This window comes from Shewanella frigidimarina (assembly GCF_003797125.1).
Taxonomy (GTDB): domain Bacteria; phylum Pseudomonadota; class Gammaproteobacteria; order Enterobacterales; family Shewanellaceae; genus Shewanella; species Shewanella frigidimarina.
Map to the genome: position 1 here is coordinate 132834 of NZ_RKKE01000002.1, position 13364 is coordinate 146197.

The 13364-nt window shown below is 41.8% G+C and carries 11 protein-coding genes and 1 tRNA gene; 2 read left to right on the forward strand and 10 right to left on the reverse strand.

Annotation, left to right across the window (positions count from 1 at the left end):
- Positions 1-207: 207 nt before the first annotated feature.
- Positions 208-1569: a L,D-transpeptidase family protein gene (locus tag EGC86_RS05630; protein WP_245423110.1), complete on the reverse strand. Its 1362-nt coding sequence runs from the start codon at positions 1567-1569 to the stop codon at positions 208-210.
- Positions 1570-1920: 351 nt separating this feature from the next.
- On the opposite strand from EGC86_RS05630, the gene EGC86_RS05635 reads away from it, so the two are divergent.
- Positions 1921-2196 carry an HU family DNA-binding protein gene (locus tag EGC86_RS05635; protein ID WP_123776903.1) on the forward strand — a complete coding sequence of 92 codons (276 nt, stop codon included), beginning with the start codon at positions 1921-1923 and terminating at the stop codon, positions 2194-2196.
- 573 nt (positions 2197-2769) lie between these two features.
- On the opposite strand, the gene EGC86_RS05640 is transcribed toward EGC86_RS05635, so the two are convergent.
- From EGC86_RS05640 to EGC86_RS05660, 5 genes are all read right to left on the reverse strand, one after another.
- Positions 2770-2855 (reverse strand) — tRNA-Leu (locus EGC86_RS05640).
- 216 nt (positions 2856-3071) lie between these two features.
- Positions 3072-3401, reverse strand: a complete 330-nt coding sequence (locus EGC86_RS05645; protein WP_011636911.1) for a hypothetical protein — start codon at positions 3399-3401, stop codon at positions 3072-3074.
- Positions 3402-3595: 194 nt separating this feature from the next.
- Entirely contained in the window at positions 3596-4468 is an 873-nt protein-coding gene (gene rluB / locus EGC86_RS05650) for a 23S rRNA pseudouridine(2605) synthase RluB (RefSeq protein WP_011636910.1), read from the reverse strand.
- 271 nt (positions 4469-4739) lie between these two features.
- Positions 4740-7805: an efflux RND transporter permease subunit gene (locus EGC86_RS05655; protein WP_102036718.1), complete on the reverse strand. Its 3066-nt coding sequence runs from the start codon at positions 7803-7805 to the stop codon at positions 4740-4742.
- A gap of 3 nt (positions 7806-7808) precedes the next feature.
- A complete protein-coding gene (locus EGC86_RS05660; protein ID WP_123776904.1) occupies positions 7809-8888 on the reverse strand; it encodes an efflux RND transporter periplasmic adaptor subunit in 1080 nt (359 codons plus the stop codon).
- 191 nt (positions 8889-9079) lie between these two features.
- On the opposite strand from EGC86_RS05660, the gene EGC86_RS05665 reads away from it, so the two are divergent.
- Positions 9080-10006: a LysR family transcriptional regulator gene (locus EGC86_RS05665; protein WP_165872378.1), complete on the forward strand. Its 927-nt coding sequence runs from the start codon at positions 9080-9082 to the stop codon at positions 10004-10006.
- On the opposite strand, the gene scpB is transcribed toward EGC86_RS05665, so the two are convergent.
- The 4 genes from scpB to rnm are packed head-to-tail and all read right to left on the reverse strand — an operon-like array spanning position 10003 to position 13053.
- The gene (scpB, locus tag EGC86_RS05670) at positions 10003-10725 is read right to left on the reverse strand and encodes an SMC-Scp complex subunit ScpB (RefSeq protein WP_123776906.1); all 723 of its coding nucleotides are present in this window, start codon (positions 10723-10725) and stop codon (positions 10003-10005) included. The two genes, EGC86_RS05665 and scpB, sit on opposite strands and share 4 nt — an antisense overlap.
- Before the next feature lie 22 nt (positions 10726-10747).
- Positions 10748-11536, reverse strand: a complete 789-nt coding sequence (locus tag EGC86_RS05675) for a segregation and condensation protein A (protein ID WP_123776907.1) — start codon at positions 11534-11536, stop codon at positions 10748-10750.
- Positions 11537-11575: 39 nt separating this feature from the next.
- Complete coding sequence (locus EGC86_RS05680) at positions 11576-12196, reverse strand: L-threonylcarbamoyladenylate synthase (RefSeq protein WP_011636904.1); 621 nt, start codon at positions 12194-12196, stop codon at positions 11576-11578.
- Positions 12193-13053: an RNase RNM gene (gene rnm / locus EGC86_RS05685; RefSeq protein WP_123776908.1), complete on the reverse strand. Its 861-nt coding sequence runs from the start codon at positions 13051-13053 to the stop codon at positions 12193-12195. The genes EGC86_RS05680 and rnm overlap by 4 nt, the downstream gene beginning before the upstream one ends.
- Between the last annotated feature and the right edge of the window lie 311 nt (positions 13054-13364).

Consider the following 13364-nt stretch of genomic DNA (forward strand, 5'->3'; position numbering starts at 1 on the left):
TAAAAGCACGATTTCATCTTCACAACGTCTTTATTTCGTTGTTGATTTTTTATCCAACTGGCGAATAAATTAACCATTAATGCTGATAAATGCAAGTCTGCCCATGTTGAGCTGAGCAACAAATACGCTAATATCTATAAGAGTGTGATATAGCTCAAGTGCTTAGGGCAAAGTAAAACGTCATTAACTTTGTTTCATCAATTAAGATTATTGCACAATATCGTTATTGATGGCTTTATGGCTTAATAACTTCATCGACTCTGCAGGGGTTAATTGATAAATGTCATCTCGGTACTGCGCAACATGTTGTTCATCCACCCAAGCGCGCCAATACACCATGTGCACAGGTAAAGATGACGATAAGGCAAACCATTGAGTTTGAGTGTGATTAGACTGCAAATGGGCCCAAGTACGCTTGTCGATAACCAAATGGTTAGCAAACCAATCGGCTAACTGTTGCACCTTTTCAATTCGTACACAGCCTGATGATATATCCCGCTCCACATGTGCGAACATTTCGGGGGTTGGCGTATCATGCAAATACACGCTCTGGTCATTGTTAAAATGAAATTTATAGCGGCCTAATGCATTACCGCTACCGGGGCGCTGAACCACTCTATAAGGGAACTTACCTGTTGCAGCCTGTTGCCATTGTTGAGGTGTTTTATCAACACGATGACCTTCATAATCAAACACATCAAAATGTCTATCGGCAAAATAAGCCCCATTTGACCTAACTTGCGGTAAAATATCCTTACGTAAAAGTTGTCGAGGTACCGTCCATGTGGGATTGATAACTATATTGGAAATTTGTCCCGTCATCACCGGCGTCTGTCGATATGGCTTACCTACAATCACTTTAGACGCTAACACAACTTGATTTTGGTCCACTAGCACCATTTGAAAAGCGGGAATATTAATCAACAAATAAGGTTGAGGCAGCTGACTCAAATAGACCGTTTTTTCTACGAAGCTTTTTGCTAATAAAGAGGCTCGTTGTTGTGGTGTTTGATTTAACCAGAATATGGTTTTAGGGCCAATAACGGCATCAGTCTTTAACCCATGCCGAGACTGAAAGCGTTTAACGCTTTGCACCAAAGCTGGTTGATAATCTATTTCGTCCGCAAGGTATTCGTATGCATCACCCAATAACCACAAACGTTGATTAATTTGCTTAATGCTGGGATGACGGTCTCCAGGGCGTAACAGCCCTTCAAGCGTGATGGCTGGCCAATCTTGCGTTTGTGATAACCACATTAACTTACGCAGATCGTTTATCACCCCCAGGTAATCATCCACGCTAGGCTCCAGTGCAATATTTTTGTCACGTAACGAAGTGGTGTTATCCATTGAGTCAAATGGCAGAGAAACTTGTTTATTATGCCAAAAAGCAGCCACACTCTGTTGAATGTTGTCGATATATTCTAATTGCTCGGCAGCGGACCCCATCTGTAATATCGCTAAATATTGTGCCCGCTGTGCGGTGGGCTCAGCCAAATACTGTAATTGCAGGTGTTGAGTTAAATTTTCATATTGAGCTTCAGTGTTGGCCAAGACAAATGGCGACATACACAAAAGCAATATGCTTATTATGCAAACATTTACAGACAGTTTCAGTTTTCTGAACATGCTACCCCCCATTGGCCCACACACTGATATTGTCATGTTTTTCACACAAGTGGAATGAATATAGCCATTATGCTAAATAATAAATGCACCTGGATGTCAGAAACAATTAATCAACAAAATTGAATACCAAAGCGTTACCAACGCGCTACCTATGCCCTACTTAAATAAATGAAAATTAATCATCTAGATGAAAAGTAACCAGTTAACATTAATTTATGAATACACAACTAGGAAGGACCATGCTGAATTGTTATAAGTGGATTAAGAAGTACTAAAGCAGTAGAGAATCACATGAATAAAAAACAACTCGCTCAAACTATGGCCAGTAAAATGGACATTCCCCAAGTTCAAGCTAAGCAACAACTTGAACAAATCCTCGCGGTAATTCATCAAGGTTTAGCTGAAGGTGAAAAAGTTTACATCCCACAATTCGGTACATTTGAATTACGCTTTTACTTACCAAAAGTAGGTCGTAATCCACAAACGGGTGAAGCCATAGAGATTGACGGATTTAATCAACCCAGTTTTAAAGTCTCACCCGCATTAAAAGCATTGATCAACGCTTAAGCCAAAGTGGTAGAAACCTTAAAAGCCGAGGTACTAGAACGCTTCGCTGCTAGAGGCTATAACTGCGTCACGAGAAAACGGTTTGCGGATTATTGTTGCATGCTGAGCGTAGAGTGCTCAACGTCTGGAGATTAAAAGCCTAGGTGCTAGAACGCTTCGCTGCTAGAGGCTATAACTGCGGTTATCCAGTTTAACTCTACCTAACTGAAACTAGCCAACGACTTTCCCAATAACCCGCTCTTGTAGCCGCGTAGCGAACTAGTAGGCCGAAGTCCGCCCTAGCATCTAAGCTCATTCGCTCTTATCGCCCTCACCTTCTTTTGCGTTTGTTACCCTTAAAGACCAAATTTTAGACGTAAAAAAGCCCCAACAGAAGTTGAGGCTTTTTTACACCACTCTCTATTGCTAGAGATTATAATGGTATCCGAGGCCAGACTTGAACTGGCACGCTAATGTTCAACAAGAGCGCGAGAGATTTTATTTTTCGATGTTATTTATTAAATTTCAGACGTAAAAAAGCCCCAACAGAAGTTGAGGCTTTTTTACACCACTCTCTATTGCTAGAGATTATAATGGTACCCGAGGCCAGACTTGAACTGGCACGCTTATTCAGCGAGGGATTTTAAATCCCTTGTGTCTACCGATTCCACCACTCGGGCAAACTGAGTGTGTTTTGATAACAAACATCAAATCACTTAATTCATATCTGCATAAGATAAACAGCGTTGCTTTCGCGTCCTGCTTAACTTGGTGCACACTTTACTGATTTTTTTTAGCCAAGCAACTAAAATATTCATCACACCGAACTGAACGCTTCAAAAAACGCCAATCCGATGTAAAATTCAACAAAACGAGATGCTTAGCACAAAAAATGATTAATTGGCTCTAACAGGGGTTAACCCTTTACTGCGATTGGTGACCGCTTCCTCAATTTCAAAACCGGCTTCGCTCCACACTTGCGCTTCTTCAACATTAAACGATTCTTTCGCCCAAATGGTTGCAGTATCTAAATTGAAGTTAGCTTTTATCCAACCATCAGACTCAGTAGGGCCAAAACCTCTTAAACGCCAATTTTGTGCTTGAGTTGAATCAAAACCTATTGCTTTCCATTGGCTTATCTCACGTTCAGACATCCCTTGCCAGCTAGGGGCCGATGCGCACGCTACCAATAATGATACTAATAAACCTAACAATAATTTTTTCATACAGTCCTAATAACTAATGTAAATGCTGCGGCGCATAAATCGTCGAATAACAGCACTATAAGTCGTAAATTTTGAGAATAATATCTGAGAAAAAACTTTTGACAAGTAGGCGAGCAACAATTAATTTTTATCAAAAAAAGTTAATAAAAAAGGCCGCATCTGCGACCTTCTATAAAGTAATCTAAATCAAAACATTAGCTACGCTGACGTGTTGGTTTGCCATGATTTCCAACCACTTTATGCTTATGAACTGCACGGCGGATTTTAGCACTTTTAACTTTAGAACGAGCAACACTGTGTTTGTCCGATCCTAAAACAGAGCGTGTTTCAGCTTCTAAGCCAGCAAGTTGACGTAAATAGTTAACTTGATCCATCGGCAACTCAATCCAACCACCACGCGGTAAGGTTTTTGGTAACTCAACCTTGCCATAACGTACGCGGATTAAACGGCTGACCTGTACGTCTTGTGATTCCCACAAACGACGTACTTCACGATTACGCCCTTCGCGAAGGGTGACATGCCACCACTGGTTTATGCCTTCGCCACCAGCGGCTTTAATGGTATCAAACTGTGCTGGACCATCTTCCAAAGTCACGCCGGTACGTAAACGCTGCACAGCTGCTTCTGGCACTTCACCAAAAGTACGCACTGCATATTCACGCTCTACTTCATTTGACGGATGCATTAAACGGTTAGCTAATTCACCATCACAGGTAAATAACAACAACCCTGAAGTATTAATATCTAAACGTCCTACCGCAACCCAGCGAGCATCGCGCACTTTAGGTAGACGTTCAAACACAGTAGTACGGCCTTCAGGATCTTTGCGCGAACAAATTTCACCTTCAGGTTTATGATATGCCAGCACACGACAAATAATATCGTCAGCTGATTTTAATGAAACAGCACGGCCATCAATACGTATTTTGGCATCAGCCTCGACACGATCACCTAAGCCGGAAATTTCACCGTCAACACTAACTCGGCCTGCAGCAATCCATGCCTCCATCTCACGACGGGAGCCATGGCCTGCACGGGCCAAGACTTTCTGCAATTTTTCACTCATTAGCGGGGACTCTTTAAAGAAATTTAATAAAAAACAAAAGGTTAATCACTTTTATTTTATTGTCTTTTTAGGATTGTACCCGCCAATGGCGCATACAATTAGAAAAGTGCGTAGATTATACGCTGAATGGGGCTTGTGAGCAAAAAATACCACCGTTAATCACCAAAATCATCATAGAGTTTACAGACCAAGCCATTGAATCACACAAAAAAGGCAGCTGACGCGAAACCGTCAGCTGCCTTATTAAACAACTCAATATGAAATGTAGAGGTTAACGTGTCACTTTAAGATTAAACACAAGACTATACATTACCGGCAACACCACTAAGGTGAGTAGAGAAGCAAAGCCCAAACCAAAAATGATAGTGATGGCCATAGAACCAAAGAAAGCATCGCTGATTAATGGGATCATGCCTAACATAGTAGTAATGGCCGCCATCATCACCGGACGAACACGGCTCACACACGAATCAACCAGTGCAAATCCAGGTTCTTTACCTTCTTCAAGTTCGAGATTGATTTGGTCCACTAATACAATGCCATTTTTAATCACCATTCCAGAAAGACTCAATAATCCAAGTAGCGCCATAAAGCTGAATGGGGCATCGAACAATAGTAACCCCGCTGAAACACCGATGACCGCTAATGGTACAGTGAACCAAATAACTAAAGGCTGCCTAACTGAATTGAACAGAAATACCGTAATTAAAAACATGGCTAAATAACCCATTGGGATCGAGCTAAATACGGCTGTTTGAGCTTCACCTGCTGATTCAAACTCACCGCCCCACTCCAAGCGATAACCTGCAGGCAACTGAATATTCTCAACTTTACTTCTGATTTTTTTATGTACCGAGTCTGCCGTTTCATTAGATCCCAATTTGGGGTCGCCCAATACTGCCAGCATACGAATTCGGTCACGGCGCATCACGAGAGGGTTTTCCCATTCCGTGCTGAACTCACTCACTACTTGCGTTGCGGGTACAAATATATTGTTCTCAGTGCTCCATATTTGCATTTTCCACAAACTATCAGCTTGAAGACGTTCGGCTGCAGGTGCTCGAGCAACAATCGGTAACAGGTGGCTAGTTTCACGATACAAACCAATTTGTTTGCCGCTAAAATTAACCAGTAAGGCATTATCTAAATCTTGCTTACTGATGCCGGTTTCACGTGCTTGTGCATTTTGCAGTTGCGGACGAATGAGTGGCACTTGATTGCGCCAATCATGGCGAACACCATCCATTGTCGGCTCATTTCTAAACACCATTTCAGCCTGTGCCGCCAAACTGCGCAGCACTTGAGGATCTTCGCCATAGAAACGCGCTTCGATTTTGGCCGCTGGAGACGGACCATTTTCCATATTTTTAAAGCGATATTGTGCTTGGGGAAAATGGCTATTTAACAACAGTTCAACTTGCGGCATATAAGCCTTAACTGCTGCGAGATCGCGCATTTCTACGATAAGCTGAGCAAAGGCTGGATAACCTTTTTCAGGCTGATAAGGTAATACAAAACGCTGAGCCCCTTGGCCTATGACAGATGTGAGGTGTACTAAACCGCTGTCATTAAGTTCACTTTCTTGCAGTAGCTTTTTCTCTATTTCGCTGGTGAAACGCTCAGTTGCTTTAATGTCTGTCCCTTCTGGCATCCATACATCAACAAAAAATATTGGCGTATTCGATGCGGGGAAAAACACGTTTTTAATATGACCAAAGCCTATTACTGCAGTGACTAACATCGCCAACACCACTGACAACGTAACTAGACGAAAGCGCAATACAAAATACAGAAAACTGCGATAAGTGGTAAACAACCAACCTTTATAAGGGTCAACTTGTTCAGCTTGTGGCGAGGCTTCTTTGAATAATAAATTACAGAAAAATGGTGTTAAAGTAATTGCTGTTATCCAACTGATAAACAGTGAAATCATCAACACTTGGAACAATGAACGACAAAATTCACCGGCAGCATTTTGGGACAAACCAATTGGTGCAAAAGCAATAATGGCTATTACCGTTGCGCCTAACAATGGCCATTGTGTTTGCGATACCACTTGCTTAGCCGCTTCAAGGCGGGTTTTGCCTCGTTGTAAGCCAATTAAAATACCTTCGGTCACCACAATGGCGTTGTCGACTAACATGCCTAAGGCAATGATCAGCGCACCTAGAGAAATAAGCTGCAATTCAATGTCTAATACTTTCATCACAATGAAAGTACCTAAAATCGTTAGCAACAGAATTAGGCCCATCAATAACCCAGAACGAAGGCCCATAAACAATAACAATACCGCGATAACAATCGCAATCGACTCTAAAAGGTTAATCAAAAAACCTTGTACGGTATTATCTACAGCAGAACTTTGGTTATAAACCGTATCAAGGCTCATCCCTAACGGTCGTTGCGATTCAAGTTCAACTAAACGTTCACTAACACGTTGACCAACATCGACTACGTTTACGCCGCCAGAAAACGCAATACCTAACGACAATGCCGCCTCACCTCTATTGTGATAAAGCACATTTGGGGTGTCGTCATAGTCTTTTTCAATGTTAGCAATATCCCCAAGGTAAATAAGCTCAGTGCTACCTGGTGAACTCACCACCAAACGAGATAATTCCTCTACCGAACTAAACTCACCAGTAGGATGTAAACGGATACGATTATCACCAATGACAATGCTGCCAGCATTAGACACTACGTTCTGATTGTTGACTAATCCATAGATGTAATTTTGATCTAAACCTAGCGCTGACAATTTTTGTTGTGAAATTTCAATCACAACCTGCTCTGTCACATCACCCACCACAGAGACTTTTTTTACCCCGGGAACAAGCACAAGTTCGCGGCGTAAATAATCTGAATAGTTGCTCAGTTCTCGGTTACTAAAATCGTTACCTGACAAGTTAAGTAAAATACCGTATACATCACCAAAGTCATCAATCACTTGTGGCTTTGCGGTGCCGGGTGGTAAACGGCCTGTCGTGTCATTAACTTTTCGACGTACCTCGTCCCACACTTGTGGTAAGCGATGTTTGTCATAACTGTCTTTAATTTCAACCTGAATTTGTGATAGTCCAGCACTGTTAATAGAGGTGATATGTTTAATACCATCAAGCTGCTGTAATGCATCTTCAAGCGGTAATGTCACCTCTTCTTCTACTTGTTCAGGCGACGCACCAGGGTAAGCGGTGATCACCAACGCTTGCTTAATGGTAAATTCAGGAAATTCTAATTGTCCTAATCCAGTAAAAGCAACACTGCCGCCAATAAGCAGTAAAAACGCGAACATCCAGCTAATGACTTTGTGATTGATGGAATACTCAGCAACATTCATCAATTACACTCCTCGTTGCCAGCGTAAAGGTTTTACTTTCATGCCTTCAGATAATTGCGATAATCCTGCTGCAACAATAGCATCGCCTTTTTGGAGCCCAGTTAACACTTCGACGCCGTCAGTACTCACCCGCCCGAGAGTCACTTTTACCGGGCTAACATCTCCGCTATCTGGCTGATAACGCCATACGGTTACATCACCATTTTGGTCTTGTTTGTCTACGGCAGAAATAGGAACAATAGTCCTAAAACTCTGTTTCGAGTCATTGAGTGTCGCTAAAGTTAACTCGGCACTCATGCCTGGCAATAGCTGTACATTGTCAGGTTGTGGTAATGAAAACACCACTTCGTAAGCTTGTGTGCCTGGTGTCACTTGAGTTGAGTATTCTTTAAATTTTGCATCAAACACCATGTCATTTAGTGCACTAAAACGTACTTTTGCGGCTAAACCGTTGGCAATATCTTGAGTTAATACTGCTGCCATTGCTTCTGGGACTTGAATGCTGACATCAAGTAACTGATTATTTTGCAGAGTCATCACGCCTTGATTTGGTTGAACAATTTGGTGGTTATCCACCAAACGTTTTGCAATGGTGCCGTTAAACGGCGCTTCTAAACGGGTATAACTGACTTGGTCATTGGCAGCTGCTAACGCTGCTTTGGCCGATTTAAGTTGGGCCTTACTGCTGTCAAATAACGCTTGTGAAATCAATTTACGTTCTAATAAGGTTTGATTACGACTAAAGTCAGCGAGCAACAAGTCATACTCGGCCTCTCGAGTCATTAAATTATTACGCGCATCGCGATCATCTAATTGAGCCAGTAAAACACCTTGTTTAACGTGTTGGCCTTCAACGAGATCCAATCTGACAAGTTGGCCTGAAATCCTAAATGATAATTCTGCACGGCTATTGGCTTCGACTCTTGCAGGAAACTGACGAATGGTATTGCCTGACGACTGTGTCACTTCAAACAATTTTACTGGGCGCACAAGCACTTCTTGTACAGCGCTTTCAACAGGCGTACAACCGACTAAAATAAGAGAAATAAGCAGTGCCAACGGCAATGTTGAGCGATGTTTCATCGACTATGATCCTTAGGAACTAAGCGTTAAAAAGACGTGGTGATAACAATATTTCCCTTTTCAGGGATAACAGTTAATTTACAATTGGGCTGAACAATACCCTGAATTATAGTTGCAATAAATGGGTTTATTTGGGAATATCAGTCTCATTATTTGAGTTTGACTTATTTGCCATTATCAGAGCAATCAATATGAAAACCGAAGACATTGCCTTATTTCACCGAATTGTCGAAACAGGCAGCATACTTGAAGCGGCTAACTTATTGAATTTGCCTAAATCGACGGTCAGCAGACGCTTGCAATCGTTGGAAGAGTCATTAAATTTAAAGTTATTTCATCGTCAAAGCCGGGCAATAACACTGACCTCTGCAGGCAGTCATTTCTATGAAAAAACCTTGGTGATGTTAGCTGACTTAGACCGAACCCTTTCAGATATCACCGACAACAAAGCAGAGTTGACTGGCCACTTGCGGATTTTGATATTTCCTATCCCACAGATAATGGATATTGTGAGTAAAATATTTGCCTTTATGGATGAAAATCCTAACTGTTCGATTGAAATTATTACCAGTACTGAGCCCTTAGACATGGTACGTAACAATATTGATATCGCGTTTATGGTGAATGAAACGTTTAGTGAACTCGACATGGTGGCAAAACCAGTTATCAGTGAAGATATGTGTTTCTTTGCCAGCCCAGAATACTTAACCAAAGCAGGCATGCCTGTCACCTTGAGTGATATTGAACAACACAACTCAATTCTATTTCGCTTCCCAAATGGTAAAACCTTCAGTGAAGTTCCACTCGCCAATGATGCAATGCAGGCCGTAAAAGGCAACTTATGCACCAACAGCATTCAACTGGCTTATGAAGCGACAAAATTAGGCAGAGGGATAGGTTATTTACCACAAAAATTATGTCACGATGACGTAGAGCAAGGGGAGTTAGTGCGTTTATTTAATGATTTAGCGCCTTATGCTGGCGTGGTATTTCTAGTGTATCCATCAAGACGATTTTTAAGCCTAACGGGTCAGCGCTTACTCGATTACATGCTCGCCCAGCTACCCGAGCAAACCAACGAAAAAACAACGGCAACCAATACTAAAGTGTGGATTTAATGGGTTAGATTTTGACCTTTTTCAACAACATCGATGGCTTCGTCGTCTACATCATCAAGTTCATTTGTCGTTGTATCACTGCCGTTTTCGGTATCGTTTTGCTCGTCATTGACTTGGTGATCATCACTACTGTCATCATCGTTAGATTCATCGAGAGCAACTTGCACTTTATCAAATAACCCTTGTAGTGATGCGGCATCCGTTAATGCAGGTAAATCGGCAAGTTTTGTTAAATTAAAATAATCCAGAAATGCAGGGGTGGTCGCATATAATGCTGGTTTTCCGGGCACTTCCTTATGGCCAACCACTTTAATCCACTGCCGATCCGCTAAACTTTTTATAATATGACTGCTAATCGCCACGCCTCTAATATATTCAATATCACCACGCGTTACCGGTTGTCGATATGCAATCACCGCCAACGTTTCAAGCGTTGCACGAGAGTACTTAGGGGATTTTTCTTGCCACAGAGGTTGTAAATAAGGGCTGAGTATTTCTTGAGTTTGAAAACGATAGCCACTAGCGATTTTAACTAGCTGTACGCCCCGCTCTTGATAATCTTGCTGTAATTCATCAAGCGTTTCCTGAATGCGCATACGCGATACACTAAAGTCTGCTAACACCGTTTCTTTAATGGCTTTTACCGACAACGGCTTAGCTAAGACAAACAAACTGGCTTCAATAAGCTGTTTTAACTGAATAGGATTAATTGGCTTCATGGATCTCTTCGAATATCGTTAATTAATACGCTTTTACATAGATGGGTGAAAACGGTTCATTTTGCACTAACTCAACGAGTAACTCTTTAACCAGCTCCATGAGTGCCAAAAAACTCACCACAACACCGGCTCGACCTTCACTGACATCAAACAAACACTCAAAACCAATGTATTCTGTACTGGATAACTTAGCTAAAATTTGGCTCATGCGTTCACGGGTAGATAAATGTTCACGCTTTACGTGATGATCTTCGTTAGCATCAATGCGTTTTAGTACTTCGCCAAACGCACGGGCAATATCCACCAGCGACACTTCAGGCGCTACTGTTATAGGTTTAATGTCTGGAGCCGCGCTAACGGATGCTTGAAACACATCTCGTTCAATCCGCGGTAACGTATCAATATCGGCTGCAGCTTGTTTGATCACTTCATAGGCTTTTAATTGCCGTATAAGCACCACTCGAGGATCTTCTTCCTCATCATCTTCACTGGCCATTTTAGGTAACAATAATCGGGATTTAATCTCCGCTAATGTTGCCGCCATCACAAGGTAATCGGCAGCCAGTTCAATCCGCGCTTCAGTGAGAATTTCAATATAGAGTAAATATTGTTGGGTGATTTGTTGAATAGGCAAATCAACCACATCTAATTTTTGTTTACGGATTAAATATAACAATAAATCTAATGGGCCTTCAAAGGTTTCAAGAAACACTTCTAAGGCCTCAGGCGGAATAAACAAGTCTACGGGCATGCTATTAAGCGCTTGGCCACGAACCATTGCTAATGGCAGGCTTTGCTGACTGCCTGGCATGTTTATCTTAGATGATTCGTCTGCGGGTATCACTTTCGTTTATTCAAATGCACTGGTATCGCCAGCACCATGACGTAATATCACCATCTCATCTTCAGACATATCAATCACTGTCGTTTGATTTTCAGGTAAATAACCACCGTGAATAATACCGTCGACCAAGTGATCGAGTATATCGCGAATATGCTCTGGGTCTGATTCAGCAAATTGCTCATTTGGCATTACTAAACTGGTGGTCATCATTGGTTCGCCCAATGCTTCAAGTAACGCGAGCGCAATAATATTATTAGGTACGCGAATGCCTATGGTGCGCTTTTTATCGCACTGTAAACGGCGTGGCACTTCTTTAGTGGCTTTGAAAATAAATGTATATGGGCCAGGCATACAGCTTTTTAATAAACGGTATGCTTGGTTATCAACGCGGGCAAAATTAGCCAGCTCAGATAAATCACGACACATTAATGAAAAATTGGTGTCATTTTCAATCTGGCGGATACGTGCCATACGCGTCATGGCATTTTTTTCACCAATCATACAGCCCAATGCATAACCTGAGTCAGTTGGGTAAACAATGACTCCACCTTGTTTAAGAATCGCCACTGCTTGATTAATTAATCGTGCTTGTGGGTTCTCATCATGAATATAAAAAAATTGACTCATACTCTTTTCGTCCAATGTTGTGATTGCCAAACCCATTCCACACCTTGTGGTTGGAATAAGTTTTTACCTAACTCGATCCAATTACTGGGAAAGTGAAAATCGCTCCCCACTGAAGCAAGTAGTTTATTTTGCTTACTTAATGCAATAAGATTATTACGGTCGTCTAATGTTTGCTGGCCTAAAATAACTTCAATCGCATCGCCACCGGCCTCTGCAAATTCACGCACTAAGCGCTTAAGCCATTTGGCCGATAATTTGTAACCGCTGGGATGAGCTAATACAGCAACACCACCGGCTTGATGAATATGCTCTATCGCATTGGCCATATCGCCCCAATTATTGGGTACATAACCTGTTTTGCCTCGAGCTAAGTAGCGTTTGAATACGCTAGGCATATCTGTCGCATGACCATTATCTGCTAACCATCTAGCATAATGGCCGCGGCTAAGCGCTGCATCACCGGCAATAGCTTTAGCACCTTCATAGGCACCCTCTATCCCAGCTTTAGCTAAACGTTCACCAATTTCTTGGGCTCGGACTTCACGCAACTCACGTTGATGAGTTAAAAAGTCCAACAATCCTGTGTGAGCGATATCCAAGTTTAATCCGACGATATGAATATCAAAACTGTTCCAACGAGTCGAAATCTCACAACCGTTAATTAATAATAACGGCGTGGCATGGTTTTGATTAGCAAGATGCGCTTCTGCTAACCCTCCGACAGTGTCATGGTCAGTAATAGCAAACATCTCAACGCCTTTTTCAATAGCGCGAGTTAATAATTCTGTTGGTGTTAATTGACCGTCTGATGCGGTCGTGTGGCTGTGAAGATCGGCCAAGAGAGTCTCTGTAATCATGTGGTTATTGTACTAGAGTGGCGATAAAAATACTGCTTGGATTTATGAATAAATGATGGCAATTGATGAATTATTTATGCATAAGTTAGTTAGAGGGCTCAATAAATAGACTAGATCTATCCTGATTGTCATTTTTTGTCAGCTTTTGAGAAATATTCAATTGACATTAACCTCCAGCTGGGTTTTCCTATAGGCATTAAACACAGACATAATACAGCGATTAACGATGACACACTCTTTAGCTTCATTACACATTACATGGTGGTGGCACTTCCCAAATTAACGGGTGGTGTGAAGCGTTGTGCTCATTT